The 20,334-nt window shown below is 70.8% G+C and carries 14 protein-coding genes and 1 pseudogene; 4 read left to right on the plus strand and 11 right to left on the minus strand.

Annotation, left to right across the window (positions count from 1 at the left end):
* The first annotated feature begins 52 nt into the window (after positions 1-52).
* A complete protein-coding gene (locus ABZS64_RS01355) occupies positions 53-1,288 on the plus strand; it encodes a GAF domain-containing protein (protein WP_355822094.1) in 1,236 nt (411 codons plus the stop codon).
* On the opposite strand, the gene ABZS64_RS01360 is transcribed toward ABZS64_RS01355, so the two are convergent.
* The gene (locus ABZS64_RS01360; protein WP_355821821.1) at positions 1,266-1,706 is read right to left on the minus strand and encodes an Lrp/AsnC ligand binding domain-containing protein; all 441 of its coding nucleotides are present in this window, start codon (positions 1,704-1,706) and stop codon (positions 1,266-1,268) included. The two genes, ABZS64_RS01355 and ABZS64_RS01360, sit on opposite strands and share 23 nt — an antisense overlap.
* A 70-nt stretch (positions 1,707-1,776) precedes the next feature.
* On the opposite strand from ABZS64_RS01360, the gene ABZS64_RS01365 reads away from it, so the two are divergent.
* Together ABZS64_RS01365 and ABZS64_RS01370 are read left to right on the plus strand one after the other, a co-directional pair.
* Positions 1,777-2,394, plus strand: a complete 618-nt coding sequence (locus ABZS64_RS01365; protein ID WP_355821823.1) for a LysE family transporter — start codon at positions 1,777-1,779, stop codon at positions 2,392-2,394.
* A gap of 61 nt (positions 2,395-2,455) precedes the next feature.
* Positions 2,456-3,625, plus strand: a pseudogene (locus ABZS64_RS01370) (MFS transporter); the annotation flags it as partial.
* 536 nt (positions 3,626-4,161) lie between these two features.
* On the opposite strand, the gene ABZS64_RS01375 reads toward ABZS64_RS01370, so the two are convergent.
* From ABZS64_RS01375 to ABZS64_RS01405, 7 genes are all read right to left on the minus strand, one after another.
* Complete coding sequence (locus ABZS64_RS01375) at positions 4,162-7,857, minus strand: S8 family serine peptidase (protein WP_355821825.1); 3,696 nt, start codon at positions 7,855-7,857, stop codon at positions 4,162-4,164.
* A 132-nt stretch (positions 7,858-7,989) separates the two neighbouring features.
* Positions 7,990-9,267 carry an MFS transporter gene (locus ABZS64_RS01380; protein ID WP_355821827.1) on the minus strand — a complete coding sequence of 426 codons (1,278 nt, stop codon included), beginning with the start codon at positions 9,265-9,267 and terminating at the stop codon, positions 7,990-7,992.
* Positions 9,268-9,650: 383 nt separating this feature from the next.
* Entirely contained in the window at positions 9,651-11,333 is a 1,683-nt protein-coding gene (locus tag ABZS64_RS01385; RefSeq protein ID WP_355821829.1) for an RICIN domain-containing protein, read from the minus strand.
* Positions 11,334-11,891: 558 nt separating this feature from the next.
* Positions 11,892-12,032, minus strand: a complete 141-nt coding sequence (locus ABZS64_RS01390; protein WP_355822108.1) for a hypothetical protein — start codon at positions 12,030-12,032, stop codon at positions 11,892-11,894.
* 4 nt (positions 12,033-12,036) lie between these two features.
* On the minus strand, positions 12,037-13,968 hold the full coding sequence (locus ABZS64_RS01395) for an ABC transporter permease (protein WP_355821831.1): 1,932 nt from the start codon (positions 13,966-13,968) through the stop codon (positions 12,037-12,039).
* A 73-nt stretch (positions 13,969-14,041) separates the two neighbouring features.
* The gene (gene modA, locus ABZS64_RS01400) at positions 14,042-14,851 is read right to left on the minus strand and encodes a molybdate ABC transporter substrate-binding protein (RefSeq protein WP_355821833.1); all 810 of its coding nucleotides are present in this window, start codon (positions 14,849-14,851) and stop codon (positions 14,042-14,044) included.
* Between the two features lie 88 nt (positions 14,852-14,939).
* Positions 14,940-15,335 (minus strand): helix-turn-helix transcriptional regulator, encoded by a 396-nt coding sequence (locus ABZS64_RS01405; RefSeq protein WP_355821835.1) that lies wholly within the window; start codon positions 15,333-15,335, stop codon positions 14,940-14,942.
* 135 nt (positions 15,336-15,470) lie between these two features.
* Here ABZS64_RS01405 and ABZS64_RS01410 point away from each other — a divergent pair, with 135 nt between their 5' ends.
* Entirely contained in the window at positions 15,471-15,890 is a 420-nt protein-coding gene (locus tag ABZS64_RS01410; protein ID WP_355821837.1) for a TOBE domain-containing protein, read from the plus strand.
* On the opposite strand, the gene ABZS64_RS01415 is transcribed toward ABZS64_RS01410, so the two are convergent.
* The 3 genes from ABZS64_RS01415 to ABZS64_RS01425 form a co-directional block, all read right to left on the minus strand.
* On the minus strand, positions 15,856-17,196 hold the full coding sequence (locus ABZS64_RS01415; RefSeq protein WP_355821839.1) for a chloride channel protein: 1,341 nt from the start codon (positions 17,194-17,196) through the stop codon (positions 15,856-15,858). The two genes, ABZS64_RS01410 and ABZS64_RS01415, sit on opposite strands and share 35 nt — an antisense overlap.
* Positions 17,197-17,382: 186 nt before the next feature.
* Positions 17,383-19,161, minus strand: a complete 1,779-nt coding sequence (locus tag ABZS64_RS01420; RefSeq protein ID WP_355821841.1) for a cation:proton antiporter — start codon at positions 19,159-19,161, stop codon at positions 17,383-17,385.
* Between the two features lie 174 nt (positions 19,162-19,335).
* Positions 19,336-20,256, minus strand: a complete 921-nt coding sequence (locus ABZS64_RS01425) for an aldose 1-epimerase family protein (RefSeq protein WP_355821843.1) — start codon at positions 20,254-20,256, stop codon at positions 19,336-19,338.
* Positions 20,257-20,334: the final 78 nt, after the last annotated feature.

Here is a 20,334-nt window from a genome sequence, read left to right on the forward strand (position 1 = left end):
AGGTAAGGGGTACGGCGTGAGCCATCCGGACCGGACCGCGTCCGGCCTGCCGATGCTGCTGGAGGCCGTGCTCAGCGTCGGCACGGACCTCGAACTGCGCGCCACCCTCCAGCACATCGTCGACAGTGCCTCCGATCTGACCGGTGCGCGGTACGGCGCGCTCGGGGTCGTCGACCCCGAGCGCGGCCGTATCACCGAACTGTTCACCGCCGGGATGACCCGCCAGGAGCGGGAGCGGATCGGCCGGCTGCCCAGCGGACAGGCCGGACTGATCGGCGCACTCATCCAGAACCCGCAGCCGCTGCTGCTCGACGACCTGACGGCCGATTCCCGGTCGTCCGGAGTGCCGGAGAGTCACCCTTCGATGCACTCCTTCCTCGGTGTGCCGATCCGCGTGCACACCGAGGTCTTCGGCAACCTCTATCTGACCGAGAAGCGCAGCGGATCCTTCACCGACGAGGATCTGGCGCTGCTGCGCGTGTTCGCCTCGCAGGCCGGGATCGCGATCGGCAATACCCGGCTGTACGAGACGGCCCGTCAGCGGGAGCGCTGGATCGAGGGGGCCGCGGCCGTCACGGCCGCGCTGCTCACCGGCGAGAGCGCCGACGACGCGCTGATGACGGTCGCCGAGAGGGCCCGGATCCTCGCCGACGCCTCCGCCGGGGTGGTGCTCCAGCCCACCCCCGAGGGCGGCATGGAGATCGTTGCCGCGTCGACCCTGGACGATCCGGGGGACCTGATCGGCACGGCGATCGCGCCCGGCTCACCGGTACTGGTCCAACTCCTCGGCGGGGAGCCGGTGTTCATCGAGGACTCGGCGACCGATCCGCGGATGACGACGCAGGTACGCCACCGGTTCGGGCCGAGCATGATGCTGCCGCTGCAGAGCGGCGGCAAACTGATCGGCACGCTCGCACTGCCGCGTCGGCGCGGCGGCCGTCCCTACACGGCGGTGGACCGGCTGCTGGCCTCGCAGTTCGCCTCCCAGGCCGCGCTCGCGCTCGTACTGGCGGACGCGCAGCACAACCGGGAGCAGCTCGCGGTGTACGAGGACCGCGACCGGATCGCCCGTGATCTGCACGACCTCGTCGTCCAGCGGCTGTTCGCCACGGAGATGATGCTGGAGTCGACGCGCCGGCGGCCGGGTGTGTCGTCGATCGAGGTGGATGTCGACGCGACGGTGCGGCTGCCCGACGGGCGGGACGGGGTACGGCTCGTGGTCAGGGACGACGGGACAGCGGAGAGCGGGGAGCGCGGCACGACGGTCACCTGGCAGGTCCCCCGGTAGCTGCACGCAGCGCGATCCGGGTGCTGGACTGGGCGACGCCCGCCTCGCGTTTGAGGGTGCGCAGCAGCGCGTCCAGTTCGGCGGCGTCGGCGGCTCTGGCCCGTACGAGATAGTCGTGCGCGCCCGTCACATGCACCACCTCGGTGATGCCGGGCAGCTTCAGCACCACCCGCTCGAACTCCTCGTTCGTCGTGTCGAGCCGGAGCGTGATGTCGATGAAGACGACGAGGGCCGCGCGGGAGTCGGCGGTGGGATCGACGATCGTCGTGAAGCCACGGATGACGCCGTCGCGGAGCATCCGGCGCACCCGCTCGGCCGTGGCGTTGGCGCTGAGGCCGACGCGTACGCCGAGATCGCGGTAGGAGATCCGCGCATCCTCCCGCAGCACACCGAGGATTTCACTGTCGAGGCGATCCATACCGCGATTGTCGCAGTACGAGGCGTAATCCGGCCGCGTTGACCACAGCCGGAACCGGACAGTGTCCGCCATGACCATGTGGACGACGGCGATGGCGGGCGCGGCAGCGGGCCTGGGAGTGGCGATGCCCGTGGGGGCGGTGGGCGTGCTGCTCATCCAGCAGGGCATGCGCGACCGCCGCGGAGCCGTGGCCGCCGCGGCGGCGGTCGCCGTCGTCGACTGCGCGTATGCCGCGGTGGCGACCGCACTGGGCCCGCTCGTCGCCTCCGCCCTGTCCGGCGTGGAGGCCTGGGTCCGGCTGGTCTCGGCCGCCGTACTGGCGGTGATCGCGGTGCGCGGGCTGATCGCCTCGCGGCAGACGGCGCCCGCCGGGGAGGACGGGGGCGCGGGCGCGGGGCCGGTGCGGACGTTCACCCGGTTCGCCGCGCTCACTCTGATCAACCCCACCACGGCGCTGTACTTCGCCGCGCTGACCACCGCGCAGGGAGCGACGCTGAGCACGGGCGCGGCCGGGGCGGTGTTCGTCGGCGCGGTGTTCGCCGCCTCGCTCCTCTGGCAGCAACTGCTGGTCGCGGCCAGCGGGTTCGCGGGCACACGGATCTCGGACACCGCCCGGGCATGGACCTTCCGGATCGGGTACGGACTGGTGGCGTTGTACGCGGTACGGGTGGCGCTGCCGCTGCCGTAACCGCCTTCGGCCGTGTCAGCCGTATGGAGCAACTGGGCGCGCCCGTGCACCGCCGCCGCCCTTGACTGACCGTGTGGACACCGCCGCCAAGCCCTCCCCCACCGCGTACCGCAATCTCGCCGTGGCCACGGTCGGTTTCACCCTCACCTTCTGGGCCTGGGACCTGATCGCGCCGCTGGGCAGCGACTACAAGGACCGGCTCGGGCTGAGCTCCTTCCAGCAGTCGCTGCTCGTCGCCGTGCCGGTGCTCGTCGGCTCGCTGGGCCGGATCCCGGTGGGTGCGCTCACCGACCGGTACGGCGCGAAGCTGATGTTCCCGCTGATCTCGGCGCTCACGATCGTGCCCGTACTGCTGCTGATCCCGGCACGTGACTCGTACGGCCTGATGCTCGTGGTCGGCTTTCTGCTCGGGCTCGGCGGTACGACGTTCGCGATCGGCGTTCCCTTGGTCAACTCCTGGTTCCCGCCCGCCAGAAGGGGCTTCGCGATCGGCGTCTTCGGCATGGGCATGGGCGGCGTGGCGCTGTCCGGCTACTTCACGCCCCGCATGGCCAAGCACGGCGAGAACCTGCCCTTCATCGTCGTCGCGATCGCGCTGGGCGTGTTCGCGGTGCTCGCGGCGCTGCTGATCACCGACCGGCCCGACCGGCGCGTGCCGACCGCCTCACTGGGCTCCCGGCTGGGGCAGGCCGGGCGGCTGCGGGTGACGTGGGAGTTGTCGGCTCTGTACGCGATCGGCTTCGGCGGGATCGTCGCGTTCGGCGTCTATCTGCCGACGTATCTGAAGACCTGGTACTAGCTGGACCCGACGGACGCGGGGACCAAGGCGGCCGGGTTCGCGCTGGTGACCGTGGCGTTCCGGCCGTTCGGCGGGTGGCTCTCGGACCGTGTCCACCCGGCCCTGGTGACCGCGGCCGCGCTGGGTTTCGTGGCCCTGGTGGCGATCGTCCAGGCCTTCGACCCGAAGCTGAACCCGGGCGGCACGATCTGCCTGCTGTGCATGGCGGCGGGCCTCGGCACCGCGAGCCGCAGCGTCTTCGCCCTGGTTGCCCAGGTGACGCCGCAGCCTCAGGTGGGCAGCGTCACCGGGATCGTCGGCGCGGTGGGCGGTCTCGGCGGCTTTGTGCCCCCGCTCGTGATGGGCGCGATCTACAGCGCGAAGAACTCGTACTCGATCGGCTTCATGCTGCTGTCGGACCTGGCGCTGGCAGGGTGCGTGTACGCGTACGGGGCGTCTGCGGAACATCCGCCCGACGGCGGCGGAACCGGCCGCGTCCGATCGGCCGGTGGCCGGATCGTCCTCCGTCTCCGGACAGGTTTGACCTTCCGCCGCGGACCGGCGGACGTTCAGCCCCGCCGGCGTCTGAGGCGCGGGGTCCGGGGCAGAGCCCCGTTACATGACGAACGCCCTCCACGCCCGCGCGGCCAGACCGAGCCGCGGCGAGTCGGGCATGCCGAGCCGCCGCTGCCCGTCGGCCACCCGCCGGGCGACCTGCTCGCGGGTCTCCCCCACGATGTCGGCCACCGCGGGATGGCTGCCCGTGTCGATGTGAAGGCCGAGGAGATCTGGCGGGGCACCGGCACCCCGGCGTTCACCGGCTACTCCGCAGTGGACCCGCTGCACGAGATCCCGGTCGTCGAGCCGGTCGAGTCGGTGCTCGGCATCAATATGACGCTGACGCCAGCGGGCATGGAGACGATCCCGGTCAAGTAGTCAGCAGAAAGGGCCCGGTACCGCCGTACCGGGCCCTTCCTTCATGCCGGTTGCTACTTCTTCACACCCACGGCGCGGATGATCTCCTGCTTGACCGAGCCGCCTTTGTCATCGGCGGCGGAGGCCCGCAGCGAGATGTACTGCGCGTTCCCGGGCACCCGGATCGAGCCCTCCCAGGCCGCCGACTTGCCTCGTACACCGTCGAGTTCGACCTTCGTCCAGGTCTTTCCGTCGTCGTACGAGACCTCCAGCGTCCCGCCGGTGATCTTTCCGGTGTCCGGGGCGCCCTTGACGTACTCGGAGAAGATCCCGAGGTCGAGACTGCGTCCCGCCCGGACGTCACCGCTCAGGTCGGTGTCCACGTCGAAGCCGAGGTTGAGCAGGGGCAGGAAGGTGTAGCGGTCCGCCGGGGTCTCCTTGGACCTGAAGGTCCACTCGGAGTGGCCCTTCGTGGACAGCCGCCACCGCTCCGGGTCGAGGGTGGTGTCCGTGACGACCCTGAAGTTCTGCTCGGTCGGCTTGACGTCCCAGGCGTACGCCCCCGAGCTCATCCGGCGGTCGACCCGCACCCCGTCCACGTAGACCTCGGTGAACTGGGTCATCGAGTCCTCGCTCCATACATCACCGAAGCCGGTGTGGTCGGGGCCCGAGTCGCCCCAGCCGGGGGTGTTGAACTGGAGGCTGTTGCCGTTACGCTCCTGGCCCCAGCCGAGACCGGTCCCCAGCCACGGGTGCAACACCGGCTTGAACCAGTTGACTTCGGGGTGCGTCCCGCCGCGGTAGGTGTTGAGACCGCTGCGCTCCTCGATGGCGCCGGGGCCGTTGGTGACCGACTCGTGCCAGAGCTGGCCGGGGCCGGTGCTGACATAGTCCGTGCGCTCCACCGGGTATGCGATCTTCTCCGGGAAGCCGAAGCCGACCCGGAACGTGCCGGTGATGGAGTAGCGGAACTCACCGCCGGGCGCGGGCTTCGCCGCGTGGAACTTCGCGTCCAGGACGGCCAGTTCGCTCCTGCCCGGCTTGTAGACGAGGTCCCTCGGGATGGCACCCGGGTGACCCTCGGAGAGGTCGTACACATACGGCGTGTACTGCGTGCCGGTCAGATCCAGCTTCTGGTGGCGGCCGGCGGCCTCGACCAGCCGTGCGGCATCGGCCGTGTTGACAGTGGCAACGTGCAGCGGGCGGTCCTCGTAGGCCTCTGTGCCGAACCAGGCCATCAGGCGGCCGGGCACGTCATCGGTGACGAACAGGGCCTTCGCGCCCGCGTCCTGGGCGTTCTGCGCGAGCTGCGCAGGGCTGATCGCGTCGGTCCGGCGTGCGACGACGGCCTTGCCCTTCACGTCTTTGCCCTCGTAGTCGGCGGGGCTGCCCGCGCCCGCGTCCACGACGTCCAGCCGCTGCCGCCCGTCGAGGACGGCCGTGCCGGGCTGGACGATGCTCTCGCCGAGCGGCTTGCCGCCCGCGGTGACGTCGAGCAGCGCCTTGCCGAGACGCCAGACCGTCCGGTACTCGAAGGTGCCGGTCGCGGGCTTGCGGGTGGGCGCGGCGAAGATGCTGTCGTACTTGAGCGGCACCTGGAGGGCGCCGCCGTAGGAGGCGCCGTTCGCGCTGCGGCCGAACTCCATCAGCAGCTGACGGGTCTCGGTGCGCTTGTCGACCTCGGCCCGGATCTCCCGCAACTGCCGTGCGTCCAGGGTGATCTCACGGTCGCGGTCCATCGTGATCTCGGGCTCGGTCAGGAAGCCGAGGCCGAGCGAGTCCTTGCCCTTGCTGCCGCGTACGTCGAGGAAGGAGGAGACGGTGTACGTTCCTGGCTGCAGGCGCAGCTGGAGCGTGCCCGACTCGCCGACCGTCGCCGGGAAGGGGTCATAACCCTGCGCGAGCCTCTGAACGCCGAGGTGTGCGGCCGTCGGAGCACCGTCGCGGTCCTTGACGTGGACGGTGAGGTTGTACCGCTCCTCCTCCTTGACCAGGCCGAACGCGGTGTGGGCGACGACCTTGTCACCCGCCTTCGCCACGATCCGGCCGGAGGTGTTGCCGACGGGCGCCCCGGCGCCGTCGCCCGTGACCGTGGTCTGCGCGGTGCCGTGCGCGGGCACGGTGAGCGTGGAGTCGGCGAGGGTGACGACTCCCGCAGGCGCGCCATCGGCGGCCAGGCTCAACGTGACTGCCTGGTCGGAGGAGTTGGCGTAGGTCACCGTCTTCGTGACCGGCTTGTTCGCCTCGTACGGCCAGCCGTAGAAGCCCAGGTCGGCGCTGCCGGTCGCGGTGACGGTCGCGGCCATGGCCGACGGGACGTCGACGCGGCCCGCGCCGAGCTCGTAGGGCGAGGCGGCGAGCTGCTTGGACGAGCTCATCAGCGCGTCCTTGAGCTGCCGGCCGCTCCAGTCGGGGTGCTTCTCGGCGAGCAGGGCCGCGACGCCCGCGACATGCGGGGTCGCCATCGACGTACCGCTCATCGAGGTGTACGGGCCGCTGCCCGCGGTGAGCTGCGAGCGCGCGGCCAGGATCTCGACACCCGGCGCCGACAGATCCGGCTTGAGGGCGTTGTCGCCGTAGCGCGGGCCCTGGCTGGAGAAATACGCCATCTCGTCGGCGGAGTCGACCGCACCGACGGTCAGCGCGGAGTCGGCGGAGCCGGGCGAACCGATGGTGCCCGGGGCGCCGGAGTTGCCCGCCGCGATGACGAAGAGCGCGCCGGTGTCCTTGGAGAGGGAGTTGACGGCCTGGGCCATCGGGTCGGTGCCGTCGGTGCCCTCCTGGGAACCGAGGCTCATGGAGACGATCTTGGCGTGGATGTCCTTCGCGGCCCACTCCATACCGGCGATTATCTGCGACTCGCTGCCGGAGCCCTCATTACTGAGGACCTTGCCGACGGCGAGGTCCGCGCCGGGGGCGACGCCCTTCTCCTTGCCGCCCGATGCCGCGCCGCTGCCGCCGACGGTGGAGGAGACATGGGTTCCGTGGCCGTTACGGTCGGCGACCTCCTGCCCCTCGATGAAGGACTTCGTCTCGCTGACCCGTCCCTCGAGGTCGGGGTGGCCGGCATCCACGCCCGTGTCGAGCACGGCGACCTTGACGCCCTTGCCGGTGAGTCCGGCCTCCCACGCCTGGGGGGTGCCGATCTGCGCGTTGCTGTCCGCCATGGCGGCCTTGACCCGGCCGTCCAGCCAGACCCTCTGTACGCCGTCGGCGAAGGCGGACCGGGCCTCTCCGGCGGCGACCGTACGCCAGAACTCCCCGGACTTCGCTGCCTCGACGGCCGCGCCGCCCACGCTCGGCAGCGCCCGCACCTGCTCGGTGCCGCGGGGCGCACTGCGGGAGTTCTTGGTGTACGTGACGATGAGCGGCAGCCCGTCGGCGTTGCGGTCGTCGAGTCCCTGCTCGATCAGAGCGGTGACATCGAAGAGCCGCTTGTCGAGAACGCCGCTGCTCAGGTAGTCGCGGGCCTCGTCCGGGACCACGGTGACCCGGCCGCCCGATATCTCACTGCGGACCGCGCCGGTCGCGCCCTTCGGACGCTGCACGGCGACGGACTTCTTGCCGCCGTCGAGATCGGTGACGGTCACCTTGTCCCCGGTGACCAGGGTGACGGTGTGCGTGGCACGGACGGCGGCCGGGGACTGCGCGGCGGGGTGGTGCGCGGCAGGGTCGACGGCCGCAGCCGCCTGTCCGGCGGGGAGCAGTACGAGCGAGAGCCCGGCGGCCGTCAGCAGCCGGGCTCCGCGTCTCGCGGGTGCTCTGGTCATGGGTAACTCGCCTCGTACACCAGATGAAGGAGTGGTTCCGGTGCTGCGAAGAGTCTCGGTGCTCACAAGTTGCTTGGGGATACGGTTGCTTGGCGGGTAACTGCCATGGCGGCGAACCGCCAGCTTTGCTTGCTAGGGCGTCGGATTGCGGGCGTCGTAGCGCGCGAACCCCCTCCAGCGCAGGGCGAGTAGGCCGAGCGCCAGCACACAGGCGATTCCGCCGCCGGTCACCGTGACGGTCGGCGACGTCAGATCGGCGACGCTGCCCGCCAGGAAGTCGCCGAGGCGCGGGCCGCCCGCAACAACCACGATGAACACGCCCTGGAGACGGCCGCGCATCTCGTCCGGAGCGGCCACCTGCATCATCGTGTTGCGGAAGACCATCGACACGGTGTCCGCGCAGCCCGCCACGGCCAGGAAGAACAAACCCAGCCAGAGATTGCGGGTGAGCCCGAACACGGCGATGGCCGTCCCCCAGGCCCCGACGGCAAACAGAATCGCCAGCCCGTGCCGGCGGATCCGCCCCTGCCAGCCGGAGAACACCCCGCCGAGCAACGCACCCAATGCCGGCGCGGCGGCCAGCATTCCGGTGGTGCGGGCGTCGCCCCCGTACCAGGCGACGGCGACGGCCGGGAAGAGCGCGCGCGGATGAGCCACGATCATCGCGCAGAAGTCCGAGAAGAACGTCATCCGCAGATTGGGCCGCGTGGCCAGAAACCGCAGCCCCTCCAGCACGGACGCCTTCTTCGCCCCGACGGCGCGGTCCGGGCGCATGGAAGGCAGCCGCCACATCGCGTACAGCGAGGCGGAGAAGGCGACGGCATCGATGAAGTACGCGCTCTGGTATCCCGCGAACCCGACGATCAGCCCGCCGAGCATCGGCCCCACCAGAAACCCCGACGTCGTCGTCATCGAATTGAGCGCATTGGCTGCGGGCAGCTGCTCGGGCGGCAGCAGGCGGGGGATCATCGCGCTGCGGGCCGGGGAGTTGACGGCGGCGCAGACGGCCTGGAGGGCGACGACGCCGTACAGAAACCAGACATGCTCAAACCCAGCGAACGCGCCGGCCGCGAGCGCCGCGGACAACACGGCGGACCCACTGGCACTGACGAGCCCGAGCCTGCGTCGGTCGACGGTGTCGGCAACGGCACCGCCGTAGAGCCCGAAGGCGACGAGCGGCACGAGAGAGAAGAGCCCGACGAGCCCTACGGCGAAGGTGGAACGGGTGATGTCGTAGACCTGGAGGGAGATGGCGAGGGTGGTCATCCCCTGCCCGATCCAGGAAATGGTGTTCCCGAACCAGAGCCGCCGGTAGTGGACGGAGGTACGGAGGGGCGTCAGATCGGCAAGTATCCGAGGCCGGTTCCGAGGCCGGTTCCGGGGCAGGGAGGGGCGGGCGGTCTCGGTCATGGGGGGAGTATAGGAACGGGAGGCGGGGTGGGTCCTTACGTTTTTCGGGGCCGACTCCCCCACACCCGGCCCTTGCGGCAACTTCGCGCAGCAGTGCCGCACGCCGTTGCACCGGGTCGTTCAGCGAGTGGGGGGACGCGGGCAGTTCGGGCCGCGGGCGGCTTGTCCCCCACCCCGCCCCTCCCCGAAAACAGTCCAGGACACGAGCCCCGAAGCGGCCCCAGACGGCAACCAACGCGGCCCGGGCAAGCCCGAAACCCGCACCCCGGACCCCCGCGCCCCCACCCCGTGCCGCGGCCGCGCGCGGTGAGGCGGTCAGCCTCACCGCGTGCGTTCCCCCGTTGCCGCGTTCACCACTCTGCCCGGGCCCCGGGGCTCCTTCCTCATCCCGTCGCAGGATTCCCCTCCGCCTCGCGGGGGACACCGGCACCAAGGGCGACCGTCACACCCCGGACCTCCGACGGCAGCAAGCTCGTCAGGTCCGCCGGGCGCACCCTGAGCACGCCGTCGGAGCCGGAGCCGGAGTCGGAGCCGGAGCCAGATCCGGGACCAGAGCCGTCGTCGTTGACGCGGCGTACGCTCGAGCCGGTCTCGCCATACCCGTCCGGCCCGTCCGACCCGTCCTGCCCTTCCTGCCCGTCCTGCGACGACGCGTCCGGCGGCGCACCCGCCCCGTCGGGCCCGCCCGAACCCCCCGCCGGCGGCACGTTGACCTCCTTGGTCGAGGGACGCCCCGTGTCCCCACTCGGCCTCACCCTCGGCACTCCAGAGGCAACGTTGTCAGTGGCCCACTGCTGCGCCGTCGACCCGTCCCTGACCTTGACCACCACCGCCGAACCCGCCTCGGGCGACGCCGGCACCACGGCCAGTCCGTCGTTCCAGCGCGGGATCACATCACCCTGGATGGTCAGGTCGTACCGCACATCCGTGGCATTGCCGGCGGACGGCTCCGCACACGCGCCCAGCTCCGCAACCCCGTCCAGCTCATGGGAGTTGAGGCACAGATCGACGGCCGCCGCGCTGCGCAGCAGCCCGTCCGACTCGTACACCCACTTCTGCGTCACGGACGCCGAGCACGTCGCCATCATCGCGTCCGCGCCCTCCTCCACCCGCTGGTCCTTGATGTCGACGCACAGGTCGGCGTCGACATTGCGCAGCCTGGTGTTGAGCGGGCCGGTCGGCAGCCCGGCGGAGGTGGCCGACGGCTCGGGGCCCGGGTTCGACGGAATACGGGACCCGGGCGCCGGCACCGCCGAGACGGAGCCGCTGGGCACGGCGGGCCCCGCCTGGCTGCCGTCGTCCGACCAGAGTTCGGTGACGACGGTCGCGACGACGAGCAGGCCGGTCGCGATCCCGAGCCCGGTGATGACCGTGCCGCGCCCGCGCTGGGACAGCGAGATGCGGGGCAGTGCGCGCGGGCGTCCGCCCCGCGAGTGCCGTCCGGCGCTGCGCATCGCCTCGCGGACTCCGCCCACCCCCGCCGTCCCCGCGGCCTTGGCCGTCCTCGCCTGGAAGCGGGCGTTGTTGCGGGCGGGCCGCGAGTCGAGGTAGGGCTGGGCGGCCCGGCCGAGTACGGACTCGGCCAGCAGCAGGGCCAGCCGCCCGCCGTCCTGGTCGAGCTGTTCCGCGGCGAAGCGGCAGTGCTGACACTTCGCCAGATGCGCCTTGATGTCCGGGATCAGCGTGCCGCCACGCCGCAGCGATACGTCGAGCAGCCTGCTGAAGTGGCGGCATTCCTTGTCCGGGGCCGTTTCCAGATGGACCCGCACGCACCCTGTCCGGAAGATTTCCCGCGCCTGCTCCAGCTGCGCCGCCGCACCACGTGGATCAATGGCCAGCAAACCAGCCGGTACGGATATGCCCTCGCCCTCGACCTCGGCGTGCCAGAGCAGGCATTGGGCGGGCCCCGGCATTGCCTGGAAAGCCCGCGAGACCAGGGCCCGATTCTCCGAGACGGTGAACATGTCGACCGGTACGGAGCGGCCGGTGTCCGGATTCTGGAGTTCGGGCAGGGCGGTGATGCGCTCGTCGGCCGCCCACGCCTTGCCGATTTGACGGGCAGTCACCAAAAGAAGCGGACGAAGCGCGGATGTCGTCCGCACCTGCCGGAGATTCTCCAACACCTTGTTGCAGGCGGCCGTGGCGAGCATGGATGCCCCCGTGGCCGAAGGTGTGCAGATCGACGCGTAGTCGAAGACGGGTTGCCAGTGCCTCGCCAGCAGCACTGCTACGGGACGTATCTCGTCCGTCCCCCCGCTGGTCCGCAGTGTCGCCGCGAGACCTTCGTCGGAGTCCCCGGAGCTGAGGCCGGTGCGAGAGGGAGGGACGGGACCCGGAGTACGGGGATTCTGCATAGACGTCTTTCCATCCAGGGCATTGCGGTGGGGGGTTGAGCGGTTGCCGGTTCCCCGGCCCGCGTTAACGGGCCGGGGATATTTCTGTCGCTTGAAAGGGTGCGCCTACTTGGTCTATACCGCAGCGAATTCGAACGATTGAACAAAAATCGCCATGTTCAGACGTGAGGAAGCTCACCCTTACACAAAACCCAGTCATGGAACAAGAGTTCCGGAACCGCGACCATTCACACCGCATCCGAGAAAAAGAAAGTCGTAGTCGACTCTTGTTCAGAGCTGGCCGGTTTCTACGGTGGAGTAGGAGTGCGCACCCGTCTCCGCGAGTGCCCCGTTGTCGACGATCAGGTACTCGTCCCGGATGGGCACCCCCGCGAGCCAGGATTCCAGGGCTCCCCTCCGCTCGGCGGTCACGGCTCTACAGCGTCACGATCACGGCCTCCGTCGCCTTGACGCTGGTCCATACGGAAGTTCCGTCGGCGAGGCCCAGTTCGGCGGCCGCCTGCGGGGTGATCTCGGCGACGAGGTCCGGCGCCTTAGGCGAGGCGATCAGGATGCGCAGCCGGCTGCCGCTGGCGGTGATCTCCCGGACAGTGCCCGGCCAGACGTTGCGCGGGCTGCCGCCGGGCTTGTCGCGGTGTACGGCGACCGCTTCCGGCGCGATGATCGCCAGCGCCTCGGTGCCGACGGGCAGCGGATCGGCGACGACCAGCAGCCCACCGCCGGGCAGGGCGAGTCCGTCCGCCGTCGCCGTGCCCGGCCAGGCGTTGCGGCCGAGCATCCGGGCGACCCACGGGGAGCGGGGGTGGCGGGTGACCTCGGACGGCGGGGCGTCCTGGAGGGCGCGGCCCTCGTCCAGTACGAGAACCCGGTCGGCGAGCGAGACGGCCTCCACCGGGTCGTGGGTGACGATCAGGCAGACGCCGCCGAAGCCGTCGAGGTGGGTGCGCAGGGTGTGGCGTACATGGGCGCGGGTGGTCTGGTCGAGTGCGGCGAGCGGTTCGTCGAGCAGCAGCAGCCGGGGGCGGGCGGCCAGCGCGCGGGCCAGGGCGACGCGCTGGGCCTGGCCGCCGGAGAGCTGGGCGGGCCGGCGGTGGGCGAGGTGGCCGACGCCAAGCCGGTCGAGCCAGCTCTGGGCGCTGCGGCGGGCCTGGTCGCGCGGGACGCCGTGGGCGCGCAGCCCGTACGCCGTGTTGCTCAGGGCACTCAAGTGCGGGAAGAGCGCGCCGTTCTGGGGCACCCAGGCCACGCCCCTGCGGTGCGGGGGCAGTTCGGTGACATCGGCGTCGCCGAGGCGGAGTGCGGCGGCGTGGGCGCGCGAGGTCAGGCCGAGGAGGGCGCGCAACAGGGTGGTCTTGCCCGCGCCGTTGGGGCCGACGACGGCGATGGTGGTGCCGGGCTCGGCATCCAGGGTGAGCTCGTTGAAGCCGGTGACCTGGGCGTGCAGCGGCCAGCTCTCGTCCAGTACGGGGACGTTGAAGTCCTTGGCCGGTACGGCCGGGAGCGGTTCTGCGTCGTCCGTCACCGGCGCGGGTTTGCGTGAGCGGTCGCTCGGTACACCGGCCCAGCGGCCGCGCAGGGCGATGAGCACCACCATGGCGATGGCGAGCAGAAGCAGGGAGACGGAGGTCGCCGCTTCCGGCTCGTTCTGGAGGAGCAAGTACACCTGGAGGGGCAGGGTCTGCGTGGTGCCGGGCAGATTCCCGGCGAAGGTGATGGTCGCGCCGAACTCACCCAGCGCACGGGCCCAGGTCAGGGCCGCCCCGGCGACGAGCCCGGGAGCCACCATGGGGAGCGTGACGGTGAGGAACACCCGCAGCGGAGAGGCTCCGAGGGATGCCGCGGTCTCCTCGTAGCTCGGACGCAGGCCCCCGATGGCGCCTTCGAGGCTGATGACGAGGAACGGCATGGCGACGAACGTCGCCGCGACGACGGCGCCCGAGGTGTGGAAGGGCAGCGTGATCCCGAAGGCGCTCTCCAGCCAGGGCCCGAGCAGCCCCCGTCGGCCGAACCCGAGAAGCAGCGCCACGCCGCCGACGGTCGGCGGCAGCACCATCGGCAGCAGGACCAGGGAGCGTACGAGCGCCTTGCCTGGGAAGTCGACACGGGCCAGCAACCAGGCCAGCGGAACCCCGAGCAGCAAGGAGAGACCCAGCGCCCAGAAGGAGACGAGCAGCGACAGTTGCAGCGCCTCGGTGACGCCCGGGCTGGTGAGATGCGTACCGAGATCGCCCCAGGCGGTGCGTGCGAGAACGCCGATCAGCGGCATGAGCAGGAACGCGATCGCGAGGAGCGCGGGCACGGCGAGTGCGACCGGGGTGCGGGTGCTGCGTATGCGCAGACGTCTCATCGAAGGTTCCCGGGGGTTGCGAGTCGCGGTCGGGCTGCCCGGTCCCCCGTACCGGGCAGCCCGCGTACGGGGGTTACGGCTTCTGGAAGCCGGCGTCCTGGAGGATCTTCTGCGCCTCCGGCGTGGACAGCCACTGCACGAACGCGGCGGCGGCCTCGCTGTTCTTGGACGTCTTCAGGGTCGCGGCCGGGTACTGGGCGACGGCGTTCTGCGCGTCGGGGATCTCGACGGCGTCGACCTTGTCGGTGGCCGTGGCGGCGTCCGTCTTGTAGACGAGACCGGCGTCGGCCTCACCGAGCTCGACCTTGCTCAGGACGGCCCGGACGCTGGGCTCCTGGGAGACCGGCTTCACCACGATCTTCTGGGCGTCCAGGATCTTCTTGCTGTAGCGGCCGACCGGGACCTCGGGGGCGGCGAGGACCACCTTCAGCTTGGTGTCGGCGAGGTCCTTGAGGTCGTCGACCTTCTTCGGGTTGCCCTCGACGGTGGCGATGACCAGACGGTTCCTGGCGATGACCGTCGGGGCGTTGGTGTCGGACTTCAGACTGTCCATGGTCTTGGTGTCGGCGGTGACCAGCGCATCGGCGGGGGCGCCCTGCTTGACCTGCGCGGCCAGCTCCTGCGACCCGGCGAAGGAGAACGTGACCTTGGTGCCCGGGTGGGACTTCTCGTACGCGGCACCGGCCGTCTTGAAGACGTTGCTGAGCGAAGCCGCCGCCAGCACGGTCAGCTTGGCCTTCGGAGCGCCGGCGACGGACTCACTGGCCTTTGCCCCGCTGTCCTTCTTGCTGTCGTCGTCGCTGCCGCAGGCGGCGAGCGGCAGAAGCAGCGCCGCGGTCAGTACGGCGGCACCGGCGCGACGCCGGCTGAAGGTGAAGGACATGAGAGTGGCACTCCTTGGTGTAGCGGTGGGATCAGGCCGCGTCGGGGACGGGCGACGCCGCTGCAAGGGAATGGATACGAAAGGCGGTTCAGGCGCGGTCGATGTGCACGCTGGTCGACTTCACGCGGGCGGTGGCCTGCATGCCGACTTCCAGGCCCAGCTCCTCCACGGCTTCCCGGGTCAGCAGGGAGACGAGCCGGTGCGGGCCTGCCTGGATCTCGACCTGCGCGGCGACATCGCCGAGCTTGACCGCGGTGACGATGCCGGGGAAGGCGTTGCGGGCCGAGGTGTACGAGGCGTCCTCCTCGCCGGCGGCGTTCTGGGCGACCTCGATCGAGAACGCGGCCAGATCACGGCCGTCGATGAGGCGGCGGCCGCTTTCGTCGCGATGGGTGGCGACCTTGCCGGCGTCGGCCCAGCGGCGTGCGGTGTCGGGGCTTACGCCCAGCAGACGCGCCGCCCGGCCGATCGTGTAGGACTGCATATGCGACAAGGTAGGCAGCATGGGCCCGCATTTACAAGCCATCGTGCTCTGGTCCGTAGCAAATGCCAGATCGCTTGGAGGATGCCCCAAGCGCGCCGACCGGCTGTGGCCCGCGCCCATGGCTACGGTGTTTGCATGAGCCTGAGCATCCGCAACCAATTCCCCGGCACGGTCGTCTCGGTCACGCCCGGCGAGGTGATGGCGACCGTCAAGGTCCGTCTGGAGGGTGGCCAGGAGGTCACCGCCGCGATCACGCTGGAGGCCGCGCAGGAGCTGGGCCTCGCGCCGGGGTCCGTCGTCCGCGCCCTGGTGAAGTCCACGGAGGTCTCCCTGGCGACCGCTGCGGTCGAGGGTCTGAGCATCCGCAACCAGATCCCAGGCACCGTCACGGGCGTCGCCACGGGTGGCGCGATGGCGAGCGTCAAGGTGGGCGTGGTCGGCGGCGAACTGACTGCCGCGATCACCAAGGACGCGGTGGCCGATCTGGGCCTGGCGGCGGGGTCCTCGGTCGTGGCGCTGATCAAGTCGACGGAGATCTCACTGTCGACGGGCTGATAGGAGGTGTGAGTTTGGCCGACACGACATGCGAGACCACGACCGAGACGATCACCAACGGCATGACGGTGAGCCCCTGTGACCCGAGCAGCAGGGTGGCAAGCAGGACCGAGATCAGCGGAAGTCTGAGCATCGCGGCGCTCATCGCTCCGATGCCCATGGCGAACCCCGCGACGAGGGACAGCCCCGGGACGTGGGAGAGCAGGATGCCGCCGGCCGCTCCCACGAACATCGCGGGAAAGATGGGGCCTCCCCGGAAACTGCCGAGCGATGCGGAGTAGGCCAGGCCCTTGCACAGCAACAGCAGGACCACCGCTCCCACCGAATACGCGGCGTTACCTGTGAGGAATGGATCCAGCGCCGTCTGTCCCGAGTACAAGACGTCGGTCGCGGGCTTGCCGGTACCCTCCGCATAGCCGATCGCCAGCCCCGCCACGACCAGTCCCATGACCACCGTGGCCGGCACACGTCGCCGTTCGACGTGCGTCTTCAGCCGAACGGCGAGCCATCGGATTCCCACGCCCCCGAGGGCGGCTGACAGTCCGACGACCAGCGCCCAGCCGAATTCCGCGACCGTCGGGGTCGCGGCCTCGGGCACATCGTGGAGTGCCAGCGAGTACGTGCCCAGCCCGGTCCAGGATCCCAGGCCGACGAAGATGAGCGCGCCGATGCCCGCGGCGAGCAGGCCAGGCACCAGCACCAGGGCCAGCATCGGCCCGCCGAGCCCCGAGGCCTCCATCAGGAGAAACGCTCCGAGCAGTGGCGATCCCAGCAGAGAGCTGATCGCCGCGAAACTGCCTGCCGCGCCCATCATCCCGCTCACCCGCTCCGGGACGTCACGTTTGACGAGGCGCACGGCGCCCGCGGCCAGTCCGCCACCGAGAGCAATGAGAGGGGCTTCCGGTCCGAGGACCGCACCGAAGGCCAGAGTCGCCAGGGCGGCGAAGAAGATGCCGGGAAGCTCGACGGGTGTGGGCGGGCCGGCGGCCTTGAACCCGTCCGACGGTTCGTGGCCTCCGGGCCCCGGCAGGTACTGCACCGTCAGCCCCACGAGCAGTCCCCCGACGGCGAGCAGGGGCAGCGGCCACCACGGCGGAGTGCCGTGGAATCCCAGCGCCTTGGGCAGATCGGTGTAGAGCATCGGCTGGAGTTCGTCGACCAGCGCGAGGAAGCCGAACGCCACCGCGGACACCGGTACGCCGACCACCGCGGCCATCACCAGAAGCACCACGTAACTGCGGCTCCGGAGGATCGTAAGCGGATCCGGCGGTGACGCGTCCGTGGGTCCTGCCTTGGCGACCGGCATGCGCCTTGCCTCCTCGCGACGCGGAACCGATACGTCGTCTCACCCGGCTGCCCTCAGCGAACCCCGACCGCCCCATCGCCCGCTCCGGGCGGCGTTTTCCCACGCTGGCACACCGTCCTCACACCGGCATTCCAAGGCCGTCCATGCGGGTCACGAATTTCCCGCACCGGGTGAGCAGCGGCCGTCCTACTCCAGCGTTCCCGCGGTACCCCGCCCGCCCGGGGCCAGCAGGACGACCGTGTCCCCCGGCCCGGACAGCGGTGTGAAGGCTTCCGTGACCGGTTCGAGGCGACCGTCCGGGCGTACCAGGAACAGCAGGTCGCAGCCGTGCGGCAGGGCAGCGCCGGCGGGCTGCGCCAGGACGGCTGCCCCGTGCTCGTATCTGCGGGAGAAAGCCGGCCAGGTCAGATCCGCGCCGAACAGGACCTCGCCACCGATGAACGGCGCCACCACGCCGTGGCTTTCGGGCGGTGCACCGAGGTGGTGGACCACCCCCTCCACGCTGCCGCGCAGAATCGCTGCCGCCAGTGCGTTGAAGTCGTCCTCGGCGGTGAGGAAGAACACCGCCGTGATGCCCTCCAACTCGGCGCCCTTGCCCGTGACGGCGGCCAGCAGTTCACCGGGCGCGAGCTCGATCCCGGCCTGCCCGATGCGTTCGCGCTGCTGCTCGTGCCCTGCCCACATCAAGACCTCCAGCCCCGCCGACTTCAGAGCCACACCGAGGTCGATCACCCACGGGTCCCCGCCGACCAGCAGCGGACGCGAGCGGGAGGGGCGCACGACGCCCAAGCGCCTGGCCACGGGCGAGGCGGTCAGACCGTAGAGCGTCACCGTCGCGACGATGACCACGAACGTGGCCGGAAGGATTTTTGACGCGCCGCCGATTCCCTTGGCCACGAGGCCGGCCGAGAACGTCGACGCGGTGGCGGCCGCGACGATGCCGCGCGGCGCCATCCAGCCGATGAAGCCCCTCTCGCCGCGTGTCAGGTCGGTGCCGAGGGTGGACACGGCCGCGACCAGCGGTCTGACGGCCAGCACCAGAAAGGCGGCGAGCCCGAGCGCGGGCAGGCCCACATGACGCAGCGACTGGGGGGTGACGGTGGCCGAGATGGAGATGAAGAGCAGGCCGAGGATCAGGCTGGCCAGGGTCTCGAAGAAGGGCCGGCGCGCCGGGGCGTCGATGCCGGGGAGGTTGGCGACGGCGAGGCCCATCATCACGGCGGCGATGAGTCCCGTGTCGTCGCGCAGGACGTCGCAGAGCGCCGCTACCCCGATCACCGCGGCGAGCTGCGCCGTGGTGCCGAGTACCTCGCCGAGCCGCAGTACCCGGAAAAGCCCCCACAGCAGAGCCGCCCCAACCACTCCACCGGCCACTCCGATACCCATGCTGGCCAGGAAGCCCGCGGCCCCGCTGCCGACGTGGTGCTGCGTGCTCGCCGTGACTGCGTGGAAGACCAGTGCGCCCAGAATCCCTCCGACCGGGTCGATGAGGGAGCCTTCCCAGATCAGGATGTGCTGGAGACGGTCCTTGGGGCGTACGAAGCCGAGCAGTGGTCCGACGACCGTAGGCCCCGAGACCACGAGGATCGCGCCGATCATGATGGCCGCCCGCTGGGACATGCCCAGCAACGGAGCGGCGAGGAGCGCGGCGAGGCCCCAGGTGATCAGAACCCCGATCCAGAGCAGCCCGACGACGACGCGGCGGGTGTGACCCTTCAGCCTCGCCAGGTCCAGCTCGAGGCCCGCGTCGTAGAGGATCACGGCGACGGCCAGCGACACCAGCGGCGAGAACGCCGCCCCAAGCAGCTGCTCGGGGTTGACGTCGTCGATCAGCGCGCCGGCGGCGAAGCCGACCGGCAGCAGGACGATGAGGGCTGGGATGCGCAGACGGCTCGCCAGGAGCTGTGATCCGACGGCGAGGACCAGGATCAGGCCCACTCCGATGAGCACCTGGTTCGTCGTCACGAGTGGCCCTTTCGGTGCGTGGTGGCGGTGGCATCTTGGTCTGCATGACCACGGCCGCGGCTGCGGCGACCATGTCTGCCCCAGGGATGCACCGGCGCGGCGCCCCTCAGAGGTCAACGTCGAAGGGTGGTCCTCGGCCCGATGAGAATCAGGTCGAGGGCCATGACGTCGCCGTCATTCCTCCCACGGCGTGATCCCCCAGCGGACGGTGTGCCGCTCGCCGGGGCCGAGGCTGACGAGCGCCGTCCCGCTGCGGAAGGCGTCCGGCGGGCAGGTCATCGGTTCGACGGCGACTGCTCGACGGCGCTCCCCCGGCGGGAGGGTGTCGCCGGTGAAGAGCTGCACGTAGTCGGCGCCCTCGCCGAGCCACACGTCCGTACCGAACGCACCCGACGGGTGGGCCAGGCGGACCACGGCCCGCCCGTCCGCGTCCCGGTCGAGGTCGCCGAACGGGGTGTCCAGTTGGCGCGCTCCCACATTCTGCGGCGTACGCAGGTCGTACGCCGTCCCGGCGACCGGCTCGGCGGTCACCGGCAGGCCGCGCTCGTCGGTGCGCAGCCACGTCCGGGCGGGGACGGTCAGCACCGACTGGTCGACGACCGCGGTGCCCGCCTTGACGTAGGGATGCTGGCCGAAGCCGTAGGGTGCGGCGCTCGCGTCGAGGTTGCGCGCGGTGACGGCGACTTCGAGCCCGCCCTGGCCCAGGGCGTACTCGGCGCGGACGTGGAGATGGAACGGGTAGCCCGGCTGCGGCCACAGCGAAACGTCCAGGACGGCCCGGCTGTCGCTCGCCTCCACGACCTGCCACGAGGTCCAGCGGAGCAGTCCGTGGATGGCGTTGCCGCGGGCCGGCTCGGTGAGCGGCACCTGTAGGTCCTGTCCGTCCCAGCGGTAGCGGCCGTCCCGGATCCGGTTGGGCCACGGCACCAGGATCTGGCCGCGCCCGCCGGTGATCCGGTCCTGTGCGGCGAATCCGTCGACCACGGCGCGTTCACCGACCGTGTACGACCGGAGCGCCGCGCCCAGCTCGACGACGACGGCGCTGTGCGCGCCGTGGCGGAGAGTCAGTTGCCGTCCGGTGCGGCTCTGCTGCACGCGTGGCCTCCTCGGTCCGCCCGGCCGATGTCCTCGGACGTGGGCGTGATGGTGGCCTGCGGTCTTGGCCCCCTCGTC

Source organism: Streptomyces sp. NPDC005408 (assembly GCF_040606445.1).
GTDB lineage: Bacteria > Actinomycetota > Actinomycetes > Streptomycetales > Streptomycetaceae > Streptomyces.